17 protein-coding genes and 1 pseudogene are annotated in these 19,434 nt (G+C 62.7%); 11 read left to right on the top strand and 7 right to left on the bottom strand.

Annotated features, from left to right (window positions below):
• Positions 1-338 precede the first annotated feature (338 nt).
• On the top strand, positions 339-953 hold the full coding sequence (locus tag BBD46_RS04170) for a hypothetical protein (RefSeq protein ID WP_071400496.1): 615 nt from the start codon (positions 339-341) through the stop codon (positions 951-953).
• Positions 954-959: 6 nt separating this feature from the next.
• Here the strand turns inward: BBD46_RS04170 and BBD46_RS04165 are convergent, their stop codons facing one another.
• Entirely contained in the window at positions 960-3,188 is a 2,229-nt protein-coding gene (locus tag BBD46_RS04165) for a PAS domain-containing sensor histidine kinase (protein ID WP_253184502.1), read from the bottom strand.
• 406 nt (positions 3,189-3,594) lie between these two features.
• On the opposite strand from BBD46_RS04165, the gene BBD46_RS04160 reads away from it, so the two are divergent.
• From BBD46_RS04160 to BBD46_RS04145, 4 genes are all read left to right on the top strand, one after another.
• Positions 3,595-5,052 (top strand): aldehyde dehydrogenase family protein, encoded by a 1,458-nt coding sequence (locus BBD46_RS04160; RefSeq protein ID WP_071400494.1) that lies wholly within the window; start codon positions 3,595-3,597, stop codon positions 5,050-5,052.
• Positions 5,053-5,183: 131 nt separating this feature from the next.
• Positions 5,184-5,747, top strand: coding sequence for a class I SAM-dependent methyltransferase (locus BBD46_RS04155; protein WP_071400493.1), 564 nt, complete (start codon positions 5,184-5,186; stop codon positions 5,745-5,747).
• Between the two features lie 179 nt (positions 5,748-5,926).
• Positions 5,927-6,649: a peroxiredoxin family protein gene (locus BBD46_RS04150; RefSeq protein WP_071400492.1), complete on the top strand. Its 723-nt coding sequence runs from the start codon at positions 5,927-5,929 to the stop codon at positions 6,647-6,649.
• A 242-nt stretch (positions 6,650-6,891) separates the two neighbouring features.
• On the top strand, positions 6,892-7,701 hold the full coding sequence (locus tag BBD46_RS04145) for a TlpA family protein disulfide reductase (protein ID WP_071400491.1): 810 nt from the start codon (positions 6,892-6,894) through the stop codon (positions 7,699-7,701).
• A 23-nt stretch (positions 7,702-7,724) separates the two neighbouring features.
• Here BBD46_RS04145 and BBD46_RS04140 read toward each other — a convergent pair whose 3' ends face one another.
• Positions 7,725-10,205 (bottom strand): DNA topoisomerase I, encoded by a 2,481-nt coding sequence (locus BBD46_RS04140; protein WP_071400490.1) that lies wholly within the window; start codon positions 10,203-10,205, stop codon positions 7,725-7,727.
• Positions 10,206-10,423: 218 nt separating this feature from the next.
• Positions 10,424-10,729 (bottom strand): hypothetical protein, encoded by a 306-nt coding sequence (locus BBD46_RS04135; RefSeq protein ID WP_071400489.1) that lies wholly within the window; start codon positions 10,727-10,729, stop codon positions 10,424-10,426.
• Positions 10,730-10,899: 170 nt separating this feature from the next.
• Between BBD46_RS04135 and BBD46_RS22095 the strand changes: the two genes are divergently transcribed.
• Positions 10,900-11,115: a hypothetical protein gene (locus BBD46_RS22095; RefSeq protein WP_139173493.1), complete on the top strand. Its 216-nt coding sequence runs from the start codon at positions 10,900-10,902 to the stop codon at positions 11,113-11,115.
• A 54-nt stretch (positions 11,116-11,169) separates the two neighbouring features.
• Here the strand turns inward: BBD46_RS22095 and BBD46_RS04130 are convergent, their stop codons facing one another.
• Entirely contained in the window at positions 11,170-12,567 is a 1,398-nt protein-coding gene (locus tag BBD46_RS04130; protein WP_071400488.1) for a serine hydrolase, read from the bottom strand.
• 204 nt (positions 12,568-12,771) lie between these two features.
• Between BBD46_RS04130 and BBD46_RS04125 the strand changes: the two genes are divergently transcribed.
• Positions 12,772-14,274, top strand: a complete 1,503-nt coding sequence (locus tag BBD46_RS04125) for an MATE family efflux transporter (RefSeq protein ID WP_084777677.1) — start codon at positions 12,772-12,774, stop codon at positions 14,272-14,274.
• Between the two features lie 98 nt (positions 14,275-14,372).
• Here BBD46_RS04125 and BBD46_RS04120 read toward each other — a convergent pair whose 3' ends face one another.
• From BBD46_RS04120 to BBD46_RS04110, 3 genes and pseudogenes are all read right to left on the bottom strand, one after another.
• Positions 14,373-15,899, bottom strand: a complete 1,527-nt coding sequence (locus BBD46_RS04120) for a flippase (RefSeq protein WP_071400487.1) — start codon at positions 15,897-15,899, stop codon at positions 14,373-14,375.
• A gap of 163 nt (positions 15,900-16,062) precedes the next feature.
• Positions 16,063-16,461: an FxLYD domain-containing protein gene (locus tag BBD46_RS04115; protein WP_071400486.1), complete on the bottom strand. Its 399-nt coding sequence runs from the start codon at positions 16,459-16,461 to the stop codon at positions 16,063-16,065.
• 81 nt (positions 16,462-16,542) lie between these two features.
• Positions 16,543-17,412: pseudogene (locus tag BBD46_RS04110) on the bottom strand (RNA-guided endonuclease InsQ/TnpB family protein); the annotation flags it as partial.
• A gap of 157 nt (positions 17,413-17,569) precedes the next feature.
• Here BBD46_RS04110 and BBD46_RS04105 point away from each other — a divergent pair.
• The 4 genes from BBD46_RS04105 to BBD46_RS04090 all read left to right on the top strand — a co-directional run bounded on the left by BBD46_RS04105 (position 17,570) and on the right by BBD46_RS04090 (position 19,320).
• Positions 17,570-18,355 (top strand): DUF2103 domain-containing protein, encoded by a 786-nt coding sequence (locus tag BBD46_RS04105; protein ID WP_071400485.1) that lies wholly within the window; start codon positions 17,570-17,572, stop codon positions 18,353-18,355.
• A gap of 152 nt (positions 18,356-18,507) precedes the next feature.
• Positions 18,508-18,723 carry a hypothetical protein gene (locus BBD46_RS04100; RefSeq protein ID WP_071400484.1) on the top strand — a complete coding sequence of 72 codons (216 nt, stop codon included), beginning with the start codon at positions 18,508-18,510 and terminating at the stop codon, positions 18,721-18,723.
• Positions 18,724-18,844: 121 nt separating this feature from the next.
• Complete coding sequence (locus tag BBD46_RS04095) at positions 18,845-19,108, top strand: 50S ribosomal protein L37 (RefSeq protein ID WP_071400483.1); 264 nt, start codon at positions 18,845-18,847, stop codon at positions 19,106-19,108.
• Positions 19,109-19,185: 77 nt separating this feature from the next.
• Entirely contained in the window at positions 19,186-19,320 is a 135-nt protein-coding gene (locus BBD46_RS04090; RefSeq protein ID WP_004215399.1) for a DNA-directed RNA polymerase subunit P, read from the top strand.
• Positions 19,321-19,434: the final 114 nt, after the last annotated feature.

The following is a 19,434-nucleotide window of genomic DNA, read 5'->3' as shown; positions in this document are numbered from 1 at the left end:
CGGTAGAATGTATGCAATCATGGCAACTAAGCCAGGTGGCTTGGAAGCCATGCCTCGGATGTCATCACCATCCGGGGTTTTCGTACCCTTACTGGCTGGCTTCCGTTCTAATTGTTGACTCGTGATGATTTATATCTACCGTTCAACCTGAGAATGCAGGCCTTCCCTACGTTGATCATTGGTACAGCATTCGCGAGTACTCGAGTACTGTTTGTCCACGTGTGACTGCAAGACGGTACTGTGTAGGGTTGGTGCGGTCACCACCAAGAAAACCGCATACTACTCAGAGCAATAACTAAACAGCAGCCTTTTCATTTCCTACGAAGACCAGTAACACAATGAATAATTCCGGGAAGAAAGAAAACACACACGAAATCGACTGGGAAGATCCCACAGAATCGAGGCTATCCAGATGGGTCGGATCTGTTCCACTGCCGTTCCTGCTGGGTGTCGCGATCGTCGGTAGTTTCGCCCTCGGCGCGTTCGCTGTCGGCGGGCTGTCGATTCTGGACGAGACACCACCGGACCCCGAAATCGAGTCCGTTGAAATTCTCGAGGCGGGGTGCCACGACGACGTTACTGCATACGGGAAATCGAGCAGTGGTGGAGTGTGGGTCGGAACAATCAACGACACCTCATTAGACACCGAGGTCTCAGCCGAAATACGCCGGACCACACCGGAGGATGCGACCGTCGCGGCGTATCGGGTATACGTCGACACGCACAACACGACGACCGAATCCGACGAGTGTCCCGGCCGAATCGTCTACAGCGTCGAGTTCGACACCCCGTATCCTGATGCAGCAGATGCGATGCGGACCGAACGGTACCTCAACGACGAGTTCAGAGGTTGTGGCCATTCGACCAGTGGACCCGAGCCAGGCTGCGCCGCCTTGCACGAAGAGCGCCCGGTTCACTACTCCAACGGCACTGTCACGGAGGAGTCTCTGTGAGACGGTTCACTCGCTGGCAACAGGCACCGTAAAGGTGAACGTCGCACCTTCGCCAGGTTCGGACTCCACCCAGATCTCCCCACCGTGGCGCTCGACGATCCGCTGACAGAGCGCGAGTCCAATTCCTGTCCCGGCGTGTTCTTCGTGGTTGTGAAGCCGCTGGAATACCTCGAAAATCCGATCCTGGCTCTCCACATCGATACCGATCCCTTCGTCGCGAACGGAAATCACACACTCCTCGTCGTTCGTGTCAGCGCTGATCTGAATCCGCGGCGAATCCTCTCCGCTGTACGTGATCGCGTTGCTCAGCAGGTTCTGGAACACCTGCCGAAGCTGCCCGGGATCACCCGTTACCCGCGGGAGGGGGTCCGCTGTAATTTCGGCACCGCTCTCGTCGATTTTCACCTGGAGGTCGTCGCGAGCGTTCTCGAGTACCGTCTCGAGATCGACCGATTCGAACGCGCTTCCACGCGTCTGGACGCGCGAGTAATTGAGCAGACCGTTGATCATCTCCTGCATTCGCTGGGCACCGTCGACTGCGAAGTCGATGAACTCTCGTCCGTCCTCGTCGAGTTCGTCGTGATACCGACGCTCGATCAGCTGCAGGTAGCTCACGATCATCCGAAGTGGTTCCTGCAAATCGTGGGATGCAGCGTACGCAAACTGCTCTAATCGCTCGTTCGACGCTTCAATCTCCCGCTGGTACTCCTTACGTTCCGTGATATCCTGCACCATCAGCATGCCCGCAACGATATCGCCCGCGCTGTTTCTCACCGGAAGTGTATGTGCCCAGAGGTCGCGGTCGTGATACTGCTCTTCGAACGTGTTCGACTCGCCGTCGAATACGGCCTGAAAGTACGGTTCGATCTGTTCGACGAGGTCGTCGGGATACCGGTCGTAGATGGTTGTGCCCACGATTTCGTCCTGTGACAGCCCGAGGTCCGCCAGCAGTTCCCCACCGGCCACCGTGTACTCGAACGACTCGTTGTACAGCCCGACTGCGCCCGGGAAGTGGTCGATCAGCGTTCGATACCGTTGCTCACTTTCTTCCAGAGCGCGCTCGCGCTCTTTGCGCTCAGTAATATCACGGACGACACCGACCCGTTCACGCCCGTCGCTATCGGACGGAAGGATGGCGAACGTTGCCTCGGCAGGAATAGTCGTCCCGTCGGCCCGCTGCACCGTCGCCTCAATCGATGTCTCGTCCGCCTCGTCGTGGGCCAGTTGATCCTCGATTGCCTGTGCGTGCTGGTGGACATCGCCCTCGACGACCATCGATACGTGAGAGCCTAACAGCTCCCCGGGGGAGTAGCCAAGCAACTCCGCGTAGGACTCGTTCACCATGGTGAAGATACCCTCCTCGTCGACGACGTAAATCCCATCTTGCACCGTTTCCACGATGGTCTCGTACTGTCGCAGCTCTTGCTCACGCGCTTTCCGCTCGGAAATGTCCCGTACGACGCCGACTGTGCCGTCGTACTCTCCGTCGGTGGATACGATCGGTGAAAACCGACTTTCGGCGGGTACTCGCGTCCCGTCCTTTCGAAGGACATCTGCCTCGATCGTTGCAGCGTTCGCAGCAGCGTCAGCCAACTCTCTCGAGGCGTCGGCTGCCGTGCTCGAGACCGTATCCTCGACGACGAGTGAACAGTGTGAGCCGAGCAGTTCCTCCCGCGAGTACCCCGTCAGGTCGGCGTACGCCTGGTTTACGGTTTCGAACCGATACTCGTCGTCGAGAACGTAGATCCCGTCCTCGATGGTCTCGATAATCGTTTCGTACTGGGCTAGTTGCTGTTCTCGTTCGGTCCGTGCGACTCCAGTTTCAGTGCGTTTGTCTCGGACGACACCGACGGACCCCTGATACTCCCCGTCTGTGACCAACAGATTGTATCGCACCTCACAGACGAGGTCATCGCCAGCAGCAGTCTGGATCGAGAGTTCGAGCGGTGGAAGATCCGTGTCGCCGTTCTGGAGGTGTTCCCGAATCGTACGCTCGACGTGTGTGGCGTCTGTTTCAGCCAGTATCATCGATACGTGCGACCCCAGAAGTTCGTCTCGCGAGTATCCTGTCCACTCGACGATCACGTCGTTAACCGCGACGAACTGCTCTGCAGAATCGAGCTGGTAGAGGCCGTCGTCGATCGTGTTGACGAGCGTTTGAAACCGGTCGAGTGCCACGTCGCCGTCTGACCCCGGCCAAAAATCAGTTGACGTGGATTCTGAGCGTCCAGTCATTAGCGCGTACTGGATACTAACGCTCATAAACTCTCGTAAACACAACAGTCGTTGTTTGGGCGGATCTCTAGTACAAACTGAGGGACCTCCAGCGATGGTTTCAGGTCGGTACTGGTGACAGCAACGGGAACGGCGACCGTATCCAGGGTACTACCCGTCTTCTGCTACACGAGTGAATCTGGTGCCGAGCCCTGAGTACCGCCCACGGAGAACGGCGTAGATCTCAGATGCGTAACCGTATCAAACAACATTATTCGGATATACTCCGCTAATGAAACCATATTTAGTTAATATCTCTAAAATCATACGCTAGCAATTATGTGACCCGTTACCCTCTCTAGAGGCAGCGGTCCCGCAGGTACTGGCCCTCGCAGCGAGCCAGTTCCTACACAAATCACCCCCACCCATGACACCGACACCTAACTCCATCCTGTACGACAGCTACGGTCCGCACATCGGCGGCGAGTTCGTCCGCTCGGCGGGCGATGACCAGTTCACGACCACCGATCCAGCAACCGGTGAGGTGATCACGACGGTCGACGCAGCGAGCGCTGCCGATGTCGACCAGGCAGTTACGACCGCCCGTGAGGCAGCCGCTGACTGGCAAACCACCGCCCCCGCCGAACGCGGTCGCATCGCCCAGCGTATCGCAGACCGCATTCGCGAGAACGCCGACGACCTCGCGCGACTCGAGAGCCGCGACCAGGGCAAGCCGCTCACCCAGGCCCGTAGCGACGTCGAGGGTGCGGCCCGGTTCTTCGAGTACTACGCCGGCGCGGCGGACAAACTCGAGGGCAGCCAGGTCCCGACTGACGAGGACTCGCTCATCGTCACCTCGCGCGAGCCCTACGGCGTCAGCGGCCAGATCATCCCGTGGAACTTCCCGCTGAACCTGACCGCCCGCGGCGTCGCACCGGCCCTCGTCGCGGGCAACACCGTCGTCGCAAAGCCCGCCCCCACAACGCCGCTTTCGGCCCTCCACCTCGCCGAACTGTGTCGCGAGGCCGGTCTCCCGGACGGCGTGTTCAACGTCATCCCCGGCGGCGGCGAACCCGGCGCAGCCCTCTCCGCACACGATGATGTCAACGCTCTCACGTTCACCGGCAGCGTCGCCACCGGCCAGGCCGTCATGGAGTCCGCTGCAAAGACCATCACCCCCGTCACGCTCGAACTCGGCGGGAAGAACCCGGCCATCGTGATGCCCGACGCCGACCTCGACGAGGCCGCCTTCTGGATCGGGACGGGCATCTTCACCAACGCCGGCCAGATCTGCTCGGCAACCGACCGCGCGCTCGTCCACAAATCCGTCTACGACGAGGTCGTCGACCGCCTCGTCGCCCGCGCCGAATCCACCGAACCCGGTCCCGGCGTCGACGACCCCGACATGGGCCCGCTCAACCACGAGGCCCACTACGAGTCGGTACTCGAGTACATCGACGTTGGCCGTGAGTCAGACGCGACACTCGCAGCGGGTGGCGAGCCACTCGAGGGCGACGGCTACTTCGTCGAGCCGACGATCTTCACCGACGTCGACCCACAATCCCGACTTGCGCAGGAGGAGATCTTCGGCCCTGTGCTGACGGTGATTCCGTTTGCCGACCGCGAGGAGGCGATCGAGATCGCGAACGATGTCGACTTCGGCCTGACTGGCGGCGTCTTCTCGAACGACGTGAAGCAGGCGCTATCGATGGCGCGCCGGATCGAGGCCGGCAACGTCTACGTCAACGAGTGGTTCGGCGGCTCGGTCGAGACGCCGTTCGGCGGGATGAAAGAGAGCGGAATCGGCCGCGAGAAGGGACTCGAGGCGCTCGACTCGTATCTGCAGACGAAGACGATTACGGTGAATCTCGACGAGCGAACGTAAGCGCGGGCCTTGGCGGTCAACCGCGCACACGAACCCATTCCGTGTCACTCCGCACCACTGCATAACGAGCCGTGCCACGACGTGTCGCGCCGCGCCACAGCAATCATACCCTCCACCCGCCAACGTGAGGTATGGGTTTTCACACCTTCGACCCCGAGCGCGCACCCGCACTCGAGGACGCGAGTCGCTACCGGTGGTGTTCACGCGAGGAACTCCTTTCCCTCCTCGAACCACGCCAGGAGGACATCGTTGCCGACCTCGGCAGCGGAACGGGGTTCTTCGCCGACGACGTTGCCCCGTACGTCGACACGCTCTACGCGATCGACGTGCAGACCGAGATGCACGAGTTCTATCGCGAAAAGGGCGTTCCCGAGAGCGTCGACACAATCCACGCGAACATCGACGACCTCCCGCTGGCCGACGACAGCCTCGACGCCGCCTTCTCCGTCGATACGTACCACGAGTTCGCGAGCGACGACAGTCTGACGGAACTCGCGCGGGTCCTCAAGCCGAACGGCCGCCTCGTCACGATCGACTGGTCGGCAACCGGCGAGCAGGAATCAGGCCCGCCGCTGACAGAGCGATTCGCTCTCGGTGATGCAGTCTCGCAGCTACAGGATGCGGGCTTCTCGATCGGGCGAGCGACCGACCGCCGGGAGACCTACGTGTGCGTCGCCCACGCGCCTGACCGATAGCGACCACTTGGGTTCACAGTCCGCACCGAGAGTGTACACGCGGCAGTTCGAACCCACCACTCTTTGCCCGGCGCTGACGTATTGCCAGCTATGCACCGACGGCCGCGGCTCGATAGAGCCGACGCCGACTGGCCAGGACGGCAGTTCGACCCCGCACGAACGAGGGGTGGGCCATAGCGATGACAGAACAGCCAACGCCGACGCGTCGTGAGATTACCGCAGGAACTGCGGGACTCACACTGGCGACTCTCGCAGGCTGTCTCGACGGCCAGGGGTCCGACGGGTCGACCGACGACAACTCCAGTGATGAGTCTACCGCCGCTGGCGCTGATTCTCCGTCACTCCCACTCGAGATCACGACCGCCGACGGCCCCGGCAGCGAGGCCGGGACCCTGACGATACCCACCGACGGCGTCGTCCTCATCAATTTCACCCGACTCCACTGCCCGACCAGTGAGGGCCTCCTCGAGACGATCGGCAACGCCCGCGAACGCCTGCTCGCCGAGAGCGACAACGCGGAGGCAGACGATGCGGACGCAGACGCGGGTACGGACGCCGACAACAACAGCGAGGACAGCACCGAGAACGACACCGAAACCGAACCCCAACTCGAGTACACCGTCGGTCGAGGTGAGGACCTCACCGTCATCTCGGTCGTCAGCGGCGTGTCGGGGGCAACACCGACCGAGGAGGAACTCGGCGAGTGGTGGGCTGAACACAACGGCAACTGGACCGTCGGTATCGACGAGGAAGGCGCACTCTTTGATTACTACGATGTGCGCAGTGCGCCGGCCACCCGAATCGTCGACAGCGAGGGCGCGGTCCAGTGGGAGAACAACGGCGGGACGGCGACGGGGAGCTACGTGAGCGCAGCGTGGTCGGCACTCGAGTCGGACGAGTGAGTGTTTGCGGACGACGCCCGTGAGACACGCGGACGGTTACGGCCCGGCATTCGCCGTCCGAACCAGTGCACCCATTTTCCTGGACCCCGTACTGTCACCCATGATGACCCGGCGACCCGCCGCGCTGGGATACGCCCACTTCCCGCATCGATTCACTCGTCCCTCTCAAGTCTGCCCACCGATGAGCGTACGATTACTTTCGAACCCGGAATCAACCATACTTCGTCGGGAGGTGAGAACGAATGCGCCGACGTGATCTCGTCGCAGGCGTCGGCAGCCTCGGCATCCTCGCCGGTGCTGGCGGCGTCCTCTGGCGTGGCCTTCCCGTCGGCAACGAGTCACCGGCGGCGGATTCGAGCGGCGACGAAGACGCTGACGACGACAGCGACGGCCCGATCGTACTCGAGACGATCGACGCGACGGGCAGCGAGGAGGGGACGATCGAGGTGCCAAACGATGGCGTCACCGTCGCGATGTTCTTCGCGCCGAGCTGTGGCACCTGTCAGTCGCTGATGCCGCACCTTCGGGAGGCGAGCGATCAGCTGAACGAGGAGTACGGTGACGACGTTACCGTCGTTTCGGTTACCTCGACTCGATCGGAAGACGAGCTACGCGAGTGGTGGGACGAGCACGACGGCAACTGGTATCTCGGTCACGATCCGGGGCGGTCGCTCGGCGTGTCCTACCGGGTGGTCGGCTATCCGGTGATTATCGTTGTCGACGAGAACGGGGAGAAACACTGGCACGAGAACGGTGTTCTCGATGCGAGGCGGATCTACTACGGTGCTGCACCGGTGCTCGACGAGTACCGAGAGCGGACACAGGAGTCGGATGATGCAGATGACGATTCCGAAGCGGAGTCGTCAGATGCGAATTCGGATTCAGATTCGGACCCGGGTTCCGATTCTAATTCCGATTCCGATTCCGATTCAGAGGGTGAGGAGTCGACGGATCCAGGATCAGACTCAGACTCGGACCCGACTGAAGCAGAGTCGGGCGATGAAGGTGATGAAGACGGATCCACAGACGGAGACGACGAGACCGACGACTAGCGCGGCCGCAGACGAACTGTCGCTTACGCGCTCGCTTGCCAGTTTCTGATCCGATCCGCGCTGATGCCGTCGACGTCATCGGCGATCGAGTCGGGATCGGCCTCGGTTAGGTCGTCGAGACTCTCGATACCCGCTGCGGCGAGCTTCTCAACCGTTTTCGCACCGACGCCGTCGAGTGACTCGAGATCCGAACCGCTCTCGCTCTCGCGCGCCTGGAACTCCTGATAGTTACAGATCGGACAGCCCAGTTCCCACGGCTCGTCGCCGCTGTGGATCACGAGTTCGGGAAGGTCGTGCTCGCCGCAGTACTCCTCGGTAACCTCGATCTCGCCGCGTCGCGGGAGCGGCAGCGAGTACTCACAGTCGGGGTAGCGCGTACAGCCGACGAGTCGGGAGCCACTCTGGAGCGTCTTGACCGCAAGCTCTCCCCCGTGCTCGTCGCCGCACTCCGGACAGTCGCCCAGAACCGGTCCCTCGCCGGCGTCTTCGGCCTTGCAGAGCGGACAGCCGTGGACGAACGTCTGCCGGCCGGCGAGCATCTTGACCTCGTTCAGGCCGTGATCCGCACACTCCTCGTCGAGGATGAGCGGCTTCCCCGTCGAGGGCAGCGGCAGCGTGTTCTCACAGTCGGGATAGCCGTCACAGCCGATGAAGTACGAGCCGTGGCGGCTTCGGCGAACGAGGAGGTCCTCGCCACACTCCGGACACGGCCCCAGTCGTTTGTCGTCCTTGAGGGATTTCCGGAGATGATCGCCGATCTCGTCGCGCGAGTCCGCGAGATTCGCGAAAATTTCTGCGAGCATCTCGCGGGACTCGTCGGTCACGTCCTCGAGTCCGGCCTCGCCCGAGGCGATGGCGTCCATGTCCTGTTCGAGTTGGGCCGTCATATCCTCCGAGACGACGCGGTCGGCGTAGTTCTCGGCGGCCTCGACGACGGCCATCGCGAGCTTGGTCGGCCGCGGCGGATCGCTCTCGATGTAGCCCCGGTCGTAGAGCTTCTGAATCGTCTCGTGGCGGGTCGACTTCGTCCCGATACCCATGTCCTCCATGGTCTCGATGAGCCGCGACTGGCCGTACCGTCGGGGTGGCTGGGTCTGCTTGTCCTCGAGTTCGACGTCCGTGATCGTGATCTCCTCGCCCTCCGAGACGTCGGGAACGTAGTTCTCGGTGGTGCTGAAGTACGGGTAGACGTCGTGGTAGCCGGCTTTATCGAGGCGCTTGCCGTTTGCCTTGAGCCGGTGGTCTGCGACCTCGGCGACGACCTTGAGGTGCTCCCAGATGGCGGCCTCGGCAACCGTCGCGTAGAATCGGCGGACGACGAGTTCGAAGACTTCCCACTCGTCGTCGCTCACGTCGCCGCGAGAGGGAATCTCGCCGGTCGGATGTATTGGCGGGTGGTCGGTCGTCTCCTCGTCGCCCTCGGTGGGTTCGATCTCGTCGGCCTCGAGGAGCGATTCGGCAGACTCGCCGAGCGTCGGGTGACCGACGAAGTCGTCGAGCAGTTCCTCGGGGTCGAGATCGTCCGGGTAGACGGTGTTGTCCGTTCGCGGGTACGTGATGTAGCCGGCAGTGTAGAGGTCCTCTGCGATGGACATGGCGCGCTTTGCGGAGTAGCCGAGCGCACTGGCCGCGCGGATGAACTGGGTCGTGTTGAACGGCGCGGGCGGCGAGTCGGTACGGGTGCGCCGATTGACGTCGACCACGGTCGCCGTGTTGCGCTGAGAGAGCGTCTCGAAGACGTCCTCGGCGACGGCTTCCTCCCAGACGCGCTCGGCCTCGTTGCCGTCCTCGTCGCGGTAGAAGTACTGGGCCTCGAACGCTTCCTCACCCTTGGCTACGTCAGCCACAAGCTCCCAGTAGTCCTCCGGATCGAACGCCTCAATCTCGCGCTCGCGGTCAACCATCAGTTTGAGCGTCGGTGACTGCACACGGCCGACCGAGATGAAATCGTTCCCGAGCTGGCCCGCAGAAAGCGAGAGGAAACGGGTGAGCGCGGCCCCCCAGACCAGGTCGATGATCTGACGCGCTTCGCCTGCCGCGGCCAGGTCGAAGTCGAGTTCGTCCGGTTCGTCGAACGCGTCCTGGACCTCGTTCTCCGTAATCGAGGAGAACCGAACGCGCCGGATCGGCACCTCCTCGTCGACCTCGCGGACGATGTCGTAGGCCTCCTTTCCAATGAGTTCGCCCTCGCGGTCGTAGTCAGTCGCGATGGTGACACGGGTCGCCTTCCGCGAGAGGATGCGAAGCGTGGCGACGATGTTCTCCTTCGTCGCCGTCTTCTCGATGCTCGCGTCGATGAGTTCGACGGGTTCGACGTCTCGCCAGTCCGAATATTCGGACGGGAAGTCGACGCCGACGACGTGGCCCGAGAGGCCCACGCAGCGCTTGCCGCCCCACTCGTAGACGTTGACGCCGTTCTCGCGGCTCGAATCGTACGTTCCGCCAGAGAGGATATCCGCAATCCGCCGCGCGGCGTTGTCCTTCTCCGTGATAATCAGCTCCACCGCCGATCACCCCCTCGATCAGGCGCGGTGTACTCGAGTCCAACTGGTCGAGTCTCGGTCATACTCGCTGGCTACGACTGAGGATTTGATAACGCTTTCGCCAAAATCGGCAGACTGCGCGGGTGTGCGTGCGATACGCGGGCGCTGCGCTCGCGTGCGCGTAGGTTGGTCGCGTGGGTGCATTGCGTAGCGTGCATTTCCCCAACCGAGCGTCGCCATCAACTCGAGTGGTTCGTGTCCGCGTCCCTGCCGACGGCCTCCGTGCTGTCATCACTGTCCGCCGCACCGGCTGGTGGAGTGCCCGGAAGGGAGAACGGGTCTGCATCGTCGGGGTCGTGGAACTCGTCGTCTTTGTCCGAGATGTACAGCACGAGCCCGAGGAATCCGGTAAGGAACACGAATCCGGCCCACTTGGCGGGTCCGTGAATTCCCGACCGCTTGCTGTCCCAGTAGACGAGGGTTGCGAGCGGCCCGAAGAGAATCGTATACAGGATCGCCAAGAGTGCTAGAATCCCCCATAGCATACACTGATGTAACAAACAAATTGTTAAATGTATTATTATTATTATTCGGGAACCCATCGGTCGGGAGGCGACAGTACGCGCTCACTGTGAAGGGGCAACCGCGGGGAACCCAGATGACCAGTTCGTGATCACTGGAAACAGTTTAGTTTGGCAACACCAACGGAGAACACATGGACGAGTCGATCGGCCAGCAAGGGGCAATCGCGTTTCTCATCGAACGGGTGGCTATTCCCCTGCTAATCGTCTTCGGAGCGGTTCTGCTGGGAGCAGCAACGACCGACGTGCTGATCGGCCGAGGCGATGGGCGAGTTCCTGCTGGTACTGCTTTTCGGGGCCATGTACTACGTCCTGGCGCTGCCGTTGTACTGGGTCGTGTTCCTTCGTGACTGAGACGGGAAGTTTGAAAATCGAGTCCGCTACTGCTGCTACTGCTGCTATCGTTACTGCTGGTGGAGATGCCAGCGGTCGATAAACAGACTCACGTCACCACTTCCATCAGCAGCACCCACACCCTCACCTTCGAACCGCACCGGCTGGCGCTTGCCTGCCATCGTCGGCACGTAGAACTCACCCGACTCCAGATCCGTCGGCACCAGCGGCGTCCACGAGCCCTCCTCAATCGGGCCGCCAACGCGCAGGCGCAGCGCACCACTCTCGACGACGACTTCGGCCTCCTTGATCCCGCGGTAGGTCTCGTACTCGCCTGCAAGGGACTCGAGTACCCGGCGGCGAGCGAAGAACGGAACCTCGCCTGGCTCCTCGCCGACCAGTGCAGCGAAAACGGCCTGACTGAGTTCGGTGAGGCCGTAGCCCGGCGAGGCGTTGGCGAGCAGGGCGACCCCGAGATCCTGTTCGGGTGCGAAGCCGACGGCGGCCGTGGAGACGGCAATCGAGCCGCCGTGGCCGATGAGGTCGTGGCCGCAGACCTCGCGGGTGCGCCAGCCGTAGCCGTACGGACCGGACGGGGTGTCGGCGTACGCGCCGTAACACTGCGAGAGAGTGTCCTCGCCGAGCAGGCGCTCGCCCGTGTCGGCGACGCCGCCGTTCAGGTGCAGTCGGAGGTACGATGCGAGGTCGGTGACGGGGGCGAGCAGGCCGCCGGCGGCCGCGCTCTGTTCTCGGATCGGGAGCGCTGCGGGTTCGAGGTCGGCGTCCTCGTCCTCATCGCCTGGGAAGTACGGTGTCATCCGATCCTCGAAGCTGGTGAACGTCTCCTCGTCGTAGGTCGAACGGTCCATTCGGAGCGGTTCGAGAATCTCTGCGTCGACGTAGTCGGTGAACGACTCACCGCTGACGGCTTCGACGACTTCGCCGGCGAGCGTATAGCCCGAGTTGCAGTACTGCCAGTGTTCTCCCGGCTCGCCCGCGATTTCGTCTCGTGCACCTTCGATGTGGGCGTAGACGTCGTCCATCGAGCCGAGCGGGACGTTCGACTCGCCGACCTCCATCTGGCGCGCGATCAGGGCCTCGCTGGCCGCGAGCGACGGATAGCCGGAGGTGTGGCTCAGCAGGTGGTGGAGCGTCACGTCGTCGGGAACGTCGATGTCGAGGTAGTTCGTCGCGGCGTCGTCGTACTTGAGTTCCCCCGCGTCGACGAGTTGCGCAACGGCGAGTGCGGCGAAGGACTTCGAGACCGAGCCGATGCCGTAGACGGTGTCGGCGGTGGCAGGATCGTTGGCGGCGAGGTCGCGCGAGCCGTAGCCCTGCGCGTACAGCAGTTCGTCGCCGTCCGTGACGGCGAGACTCAGCCCGGGGAGTTCGTCCTCTCGGAGGCGGTCGCGGAGGAACGAGTCGATTCGGTCGATGGTCGCCGCATCCAGTGTGTCGGCAGCGGTCATGGTGGCCACCTCCCAGTCGGTGGCTATCAATATTCAGGTACCCCACAGGACGCACCGGTATCAGTACTCGACTCGACTGGAGCTCATCTCGATCCGCTCGTCCCGTCCTCGCTGCGAGTCGAATCCGCCCACGCGAGCCGGCAACCCCACACGGGAAGCGAGCCCTTTTCACGGCCCCGGCTGAGACACGGATAAGAGCGATACGTGTCAGCGACGGAATCGGAGAACGAGCGAAAGCGGGTGGACATGACGACGGGAGCGATCCCGCCGAAGCTGTTGCACCTGGCGTGGCCGCTCGTCCTCGGGAATCTCCTGCAGACGGTCTACAACCTCGCGGATATGTTCTGGGTCGGCCAGATCGGTGACGGTGGCGTCTCGGTCGCCGCAGTCTCGCTCATGTTCCCGCTCTCGTGGATGTTCGTCTCGACGGCGATGGGGATCACGGCGGCGACCATCGCGCTCGTCTCCCAGTACGTCGGCTCGGGTGACGACCGGATGGCAGACCGGGTTGTCGGCCAGACCATCCTGTTGACACTTACTGTGTCGACGGTGCTCGCGGCGATCGGGCTCTACTTCCGGCGACCGCTGCTCATCCTCATTGGGGCACGCGACGAGGTCTTTGTCGCGGCGCTCGCGTACATCGAGATCATCTTCCTTACACTGCCGCTTACCTTCCTGTTCTTCGCGTTTCGGTCCTCGCTACAGGGTGCAGGAGATACGAAGACGGCAATGTGGCTCGTCTTCGTTTCGGCCGGCATCAACGTCGTGATCGACCCGTTCTTCATCCTCGGCTGGGGGCCGTTCCCCGAGATGGGGACCCGCGGTGCCGCCGTCGCGACGTTCATCTCACGTGCGTTCGCCGCCGCCGTGGGCGTTCTCATCCTGCTCGACGGCCGATTCGGTGTTCGGCTCAGACTCGGTGACCTCCGTCCAAATCTCAGTATCCAGCGCAAACTCGTCGACATCGGCTATCCGTCGACCATCGACGGCTGGGCGCGCAGTTTCGCCTCCGTCGCGATGGCTGGCTTCGTCGCTCGCTTCGGCGCGAATCCGACGGCCGCCTACGGGATCGGGGTCCGACTCATGTCCGTCACCTGGGCCGTCGCGGGCGCAGTCGGGAACGCGACGGCGACCGGGGTCGGGCAGAATCTCGGCGCACAGACGCCGGAGCGGGCTGCGGCAGTCACGCGAGTCGCAACCGCGGGCACGATGGCGTTCATCTTCGCCGTGGCAGGCGTTCTGTTCGTCTTCCCAGCACAGGCGATGGGTATCTTCGTCGACAACCCAGCCGTGATTGCAGAGGGTGTGCTCTTCCTGCGAATCATGGCACCCTTCTGGGCGCTGTTCGCCGGCGTGATGGTCATTCAGGGCGCGTTCCGCGGTGCCGGCAACACCCGCGAGGCGATGGTCCTCTCGTTCCTCTCGCGGTGGATCTTCCGGCTTCCCGTCGCACTCGTGCTCGCGTTCGCCTGGACGCTCACGATTCCCGGCCTCGGCATCACCATCGCCGCCCTCGACTGGGGAATCGAGGGGATCTGGTGGGCCTACTCGTTCGGGATGGTGCTCTCGTTCGTCGTCGCCGTCGGCTGGTTTCGCCTGGGAACCTGGAAGCGGGGTGTTATCGACAGGGGAACAGCGTCTGATCCGGCGTTCGACGCCGATTCGCGTGCTGAGTCGGACGCTGACCACGAGTACATCGATGACTGAGCCAAACTACGAACCGCGAACCACGAACCGCGAACCACGAACCGCAAACCAAACACCGCGACCAGCGGCGGAAACAGCGGACGACACCGATCCCGGACTCAACTCACCGGTAACCACTTCTCGATCGTCGGACTGAACTCTCCGATCATCTGCGCATCTTCGTCCGTGAACGCATCCGTCACGATCAGCGTCGCTAAATACACGCTCACCACGACGACCGGCAACAGTGCCACGATGAGCAGATCGGACTCGAGTAACACCACGATCGGCACGCCGGCAATCGTCGCGGGGACGCCGGCGCCGATGATCTTAGCGAAGTCGCGGGTGAACAGGTGGATCCCGTCGAGGTAGTAGATTTCGGCGATCGTGAGGCCGCCGACGAGGAAGAGGGCGGTCGCGGAGCCGATCGCGGCGCCCTCGATACCGAAGATGGGGACGAGCGCCATCGAGACGAGGAAGTTCGCGCCGAAGAGGACGAGCGTGTTCGCGAAGACGATCCGCGAGTAGCCCATCCCCTGCAACAGCGAGCCGTCGGGGCCGCCGACGGTGACGTTGAACAGGAACGCGCCACAGAGGAGGACGACGACGAGGCTCGCTTCGGCGTACTGTGGCGTGTAGAGCACCGCGAGGTAGGAGCTCGCGCCGAGCGAGAGGATGATCGCGATCGGCAGGGTGATGCCGGCGATCCAGCGGGCGGCGACGCGGAAGCGCTGTTCGACGAGGGCGGTATCCTCGCGTGTTTCGGCGATGAGGGGCTTGAACACGGGCGACAGCGAGTTGAAGATGATCATCAGCCCGGAGCCGAGCATGTAGCCGACGCGGTAGATGCCGACGTCGTCGGAGTCGAGGAAGAACCCGAGCACGAAGTAGTCGACGTGGCCCATCAGGACGAAGACGACGCTGGTCATCGCGAGCGGGAGCGAGTAGGTGAGCAGCGGCCGCGAGGGGACGAGTTCGGTGTCGACGGTGAGCAGGTCCCAGGCCTTGTAGGTGAACAGCGCCGCGCCGACGGTGATCGCGACGAAGAGGCCGATCACGTAGCCAGCGATGAGTCCGAGCAGTCCGAAGCCGGCGAGCAGCAGCGCGGCCGTGATGCCGAAGCGAACGATCGGCCGGACCAGATCGCGCATGATGACGCGGTACTGGAGCTTCTTGATGCTGTAGTAGGAGGTGAGCAAGACGTTGTAGATCGCGAGCATCGGAATGGTGACTGACAGGAGCAACAGCGCGATTCGCATCGACGGCTCCTGAAAGACGTCGCCGATGTACCCCGATCCGGCCGCGAGCGCGAACGCGACGAGCGCGGAGGTGACGAGGACGGTTGCGGTCACCTGCACGATGACACCCTTGGCCTTGCCGCGCTCGCCCTCGTCCAGATACTGCGGGACGAAGTAGTCGATCGCGAGCGGCAGTCCGAGGTTCGCAAAGACCTGCATAAAGAGGATGACGGAGGTCGCAAGGACGAACAGTCCGTAGACGGATGGCGTCACGTACCGCGTCATCAGCATGACGATCGCGAAGCCGAACGCGCCGTTCACGACGTTCCCGATGAACGTGATGCTGCCCTGTTTCGCGAGCGTCGAGACGCCTTCGTCGCGTGTCGGCTCGGTGTCGGTGTTAGTCATGGCCACGTGAGTTGCCGTGGATCGCGCGCACGCCCGCCGCCACCGCGCCGCGGTACCGCTCTGGCAGCGTGTCATACGGCCCGTTGTCGCGTTTTTCCGATGATCGCTCCGACAGGGCGACGATCACCGGTACAGAACGACAACGCTCCGTATCACTCACACCTCACAGCCCCGTCGCCGGCTCGAGTTCGTAGTCGGTCACCGCAGCTGCCTGCTCGCCAAAGTGCGGGAACTCGACTTCGAACGACCACTCCTCGCCCGAGGTGACATCCTCGTCGACGTGTTCGATGACCGTCTCGAGTTCCTCGCCCTCCGCGTCGAGGAACGTCGCCCGAATCTCGACGTAGTTCAGCGTCCGATCGCCGACGTTCCGCACGACGGCCCAGACGAACACGCGTTCGTCCTCGGTGCCCGGATCGTCCCGAACCAGGTCGTCCCAGACGATTTCGATATCGCCGGGATCGGTGATATCCTCGCCGTTGTCCTCGAAGAACTCCAGACAGCCGGCTATGCCGACTGAGGCGACCGCGCTCGCAGCCGCGAGGACCGACCGGCGATGCATCTGCAGAGTGTAGACGAGGCTGAGTCTTCAGGGTTCGGGTAGGTGTCTCTTGTGCAACACCACTTCGTGAACTACCCTACCCTACTCGCTCACGGCTGAGGCCGTTCGCTCCTTGAGGGTAGGGCTTCCTGCTTCCACGACGCGCTTTGCAGATACAGGTGTATCCGCAGGGAGCGCAGTCTCCACAGGCGTTCTTTCGGAGTGTCCCACTCCTACGTCTTCGAGGCCGCGAGAAAGGATGTTCCACGCTGCGTTCGCGTCCCTGTCCGCCTCAAACCCGCAGGCGGGACAGGAATGTTCACGGACCCACAACGGCTTCTCCGTCGAAACGCCGCAGGACGCACACTCCTTGGTCGTCCCTCTTGGGTTGACCGCGACGAAGTGCGTCCCCTCGCGCTCGCACTTGTATTCGAGCAGCGAGAGGAACGTTCGCCACGCGGCAGACGCCGTGTTGCGGCTGTTCGATGGTGACTCCATCATCCCCTTCACGTTCAGATCTTCGACCGCCACGAGATCATATTCCCGAGCGTAATAGTTCGAGAGTTTGTGCAGGAAATCACGGCGCTTCCGACGGAGGTCGGCGTGACACTCCGCGACTCGCCGCCGTTGCTTCTCGTAGTTGTTCGACCCGTGCTGTTTGCGTGAGAGTTTTCGTTGCTCGCGCTCCAAGCGTTCGCGTTCGTCCGAGAGGTCGAGCGACCCGACGGTGGTGCCGTCGGTGTCGTGGGCGTACTTGAGAATCCCCACGTCGATACCGACGCACTTCTCGGGATTCTCAGGCGGTTCGGGTGGCTCACGATCCATTTCGACGCCGAAGGTGGCGAACCACTCGCCCGTCGGTTCCTTCTTGACCGTGACCTGTTTGAACTTCGCGTCGTCCTCAGAAATCGGAGATTTCTGATGGGCTGCACAAGAGCTTGCTCTTGTGAACGCTGTATCCCCTCCCTGCTTGCGCCTCCCATTCGGTCGGCGCTCGCTGAGGAAGGCGGCTTAGCGCCTCAATTCAGCTAAAAAACCGCCACCCGCTCGTGAGTCATCCCAGGTCAAAACCACACCATGCTCGAAAGCGGACGGATTTTACACGTCCGGTGCCAACCCCCACCATCGCATGGAGTGTCGCCACTGTGCCTCGCCGCTCGAGAAACCCGGCGACTTCTGTCTGATCTGCCGGGAACAGAACACTGAGGCCATCGTCCTCGATGTGGCACGCGACCGGGTGACACTCACGATGCTCGGCTCGGAAGACGACCCAGCGCACAATAACTCGAGTTCACGTTCGAATTCGAGCGCGGGCCCCAACGGCGAGCAGGATCAGGTGCTCGGCGAGACGACAATTACGACCACGCCGGAAGACGGCGAGAACGAACCCGTCGAACTGCGGAACTTCGCCGGACTCGTTGGCGACGAGATTCGGCGCAAGCGCCCCGAAGAGGTCTACGCCGGCGGGACACGAGCAGTCATCCGCGCGATTCGCGAGGACGTCCATCACGACTTCTACCGCGTCGATGGCGAGGATCCAGTCGAGGCCGTCCGCAAGCGACGCGGGACGCGCGCACTCGACGTGGTCGAAACGCCGCCCGCAGAGAAGATCGGCGGCAGCCACTCGACGCTCATCGGCGGTCGCACCGGAATGCGCGCGATCCAGACCGTCGCCGGGCACCCACACGTCAAGAAGGTCATTCCCGGTCCGATCGACGCCGGCGGCAAGGGCTCACAGTCGGGGCTTCGCGCGAAAGTCACCCGCGCCGACAACGGCGGCAACGTTCGCATGCTTCTACGGGACGGCTCGAGTGTCCAGGAGAACCGCGTCGTGACGACTGCCCGCGACCGAGAGATGGGAGAACGGATTCGTGCGGATCTGAACGACGTGCTTGCAGAAAGCGAGTTTCAGTAGCGGTCCAGTGGCGTTCGGATTTGTCGGTTCCGGCGGCGGCCGCGAACGGGATGTCCGTTTTGAGTCAAGCACTGTCACTACCTGATGGAAGTGACACGCGCTGCTGCTTGTCCGTTCTTTATCAGGCCGGCTGTAATGAGATATAATTAGCCATGTTCGAGCGCGCCGACGCGATCCTGGCAGCGATTCCGCTGCTCGCGGTGAGTGGACTCGCGCTTCGATCACTCCTTGCCGTGACCGGCGTGGGAACGGGACTTCTCTCGGCACCGCTGACAGCAGCGGGACCGTTCGCAGCGCTCGCGGTCGTCTTTCGGGAACTTCTCACCGGGCCTGTCGCCACCCACGCAGCGGACGAATCCGACGAGTGAGCCGCGATAGCAACTGATTCTGTTTGGACGAAGCCGAAGGCGACGGCTGGGATGAACTGGCGCGCAGTGAGAACACCAACTCAACAGGTTTAAGAATCTACTGCGGATAGACAGCAGTACTATGGCCGATAAAGGACGAGTCGGCAGCGCGGGCCGCTTTGGCGCACGCTACGGCCGCGTTGCACGACGACGCGTCAGCGAGATCGAGGACGATATGCAGAACGCACAGGTCGACGGCGACGACGTCACCCGCGTCGGAACCGGCATCTGGAAGAACGAGGAAACCGGCGAAGTCTTCACCGGCGGTGCCTACCGCCCAGAGACCCCGGCTGGCCGCACGGTCCAGCGCTCGATCCGCGCTGCACTCGCCGAAGACGACGAGTAAGCCGGCTGTCACAGGACGGCACCGAGAATCGAACGAACGACGACTGCGACGACATCCACTAACCCCACAACTCACCTATGAGCTACAAGTGCTCCCGCTGCAAACGCGACGTGCAGCTCGACGAGTACGGCGGCGTCCGCTGTCCCTACTGCGGTCACCGCGTACTCCTGAAAGAACGCAGCCGCGACGTGAAAGAAGTCGACGTCAACTGACGGCTCGACGGTCGATCGTCGACTGGCAACCGCTGCCCACCCGACCCACGAGCGCCGCTCTCGACACTCGCGGTCAACACTGAACCGACGAGACGTGAGGACGAGACCAGCCTG

It is taken from the genome of Natrialba sp. SSL1 (genome assembly GCF_001861355.1).
Taxonomy (GTDB): Archaea; Halobacteriota; Halobacteria; order Halobacteriales; family Natrialbaceae; genus Natrialba.
The sequence above is the reverse complement of the archived record's forward strand: the minus strand, read 5'-3'. Positions and strand labels throughout refer to the sequence as shown.

What these genes read in the sequence shown, in the direction of transcription:
- BBD46_RS04130 (WP_071400488.1), bottom strand. Translation starts at nt 12,567, where the DNA reads ATGACCGCTGCCGACACACTGGATGCGGCGACCATCGACCGAATCGAC.
- BBD46_RS04165 (WP_253184502.1), bottom strand. Translation starts at nt 3,188, where the DNA reads ATGACTGGACGCTCAGAATCCACGTCAACTGATTTTTGGCCGGGGTCA.
- BBD46_RS04105 (WP_071400485.1), top strand. Translation starts at nt 17,570, where the DNA reads ATGGAGTGTCGCCACTGTGCCTCGCCGCTCGAGAAACCCGGCGACTTC.
- BBD46_RS04115 (WP_071400486.1), bottom strand. Translation starts at nt 16,461, where the DNA reads ATGCATCGCCGGTCGGTCCTCGCGGCTGCGAGCGCGGTCGCCTCAGTC.
- BBD46_RS04150 (WP_071400492.1), top strand. Translation starts at nt 5,927, where the DNA reads ATGACAGAACAGCCAACGCCGACGCGTCGTGAGATTACCGCAGGAACT.
- BBD46_RS04135 (WP_071400489.1), bottom strand. Translation starts at nt 10,729, where the DNA reads ATGCTATGGGGGATTCTAGCACTCTTGGCGATCCTGTATACGATTCTC.
- BBD46_RS04145 (WP_071400491.1), top strand. Translation starts at nt 6,892, where the DNA reads ATGCGCCGACGTGATCTCGTCGCAGGCGTCGGCAGCCTCGGCATCCTC.
- BBD46_RS04160 (WP_071400494.1), top strand. Translation starts at nt 3,595, where the DNA reads ATGACACCGACACCTAACTCCATCCTGTACGACAGCTACGGTCCGCAC.
- BBD46_RS04100 (WP_071400484.1), top strand. Translation starts at nt 18,508, where the DNA reads ATGTTCGAGCGCGCCGACGCGATCCTGGCAGCGATTCCGCTGCTCGCG.
- BBD46_RS04095 (WP_071400483.1), top strand. Translation starts at nt 18,845, where the DNA reads ATGGCCGATAAAGGACGAGTCGGCAGCGCGGGCCGCTTTGGCGCACGC.
- BBD46_RS22095 (WP_139173493.1), top strand. Translation starts at nt 10,900, where the DNA reads ATGGACGAGTCGATCGGCCAGCAAGGGGCAATCGCGTTTCTCATCGAA.
- BBD46_RS04120 (WP_071400487.1), bottom strand. Translation starts at nt 15,899, where the DNA reads ATGACTAACACCGACACCGAGCCGACACGCGACGAAGGCGTCTCGACG.
- BBD46_RS04090 (WP_004215399.1), top strand. Translation starts at nt 19,186, where the DNA reads ATGAGCTACAAGTGCTCCCGCTGCAAACGCGACGTGCAGCTCGACGAG.
- BBD46_RS04155 (WP_071400493.1), top strand. Translation starts at nt 5,184, where the DNA reads ATGGGTTTTCACACCTTCGACCCCGAGCGCGCACCCGCACTCGAGGAC.
- BBD46_RS04170 (WP_071400496.1), top strand. Translation starts at nt 339, where the DNA reads ATGAATAATTCCGGGAAGAAAGAAAACACACACGAAATCGACTGGGAA.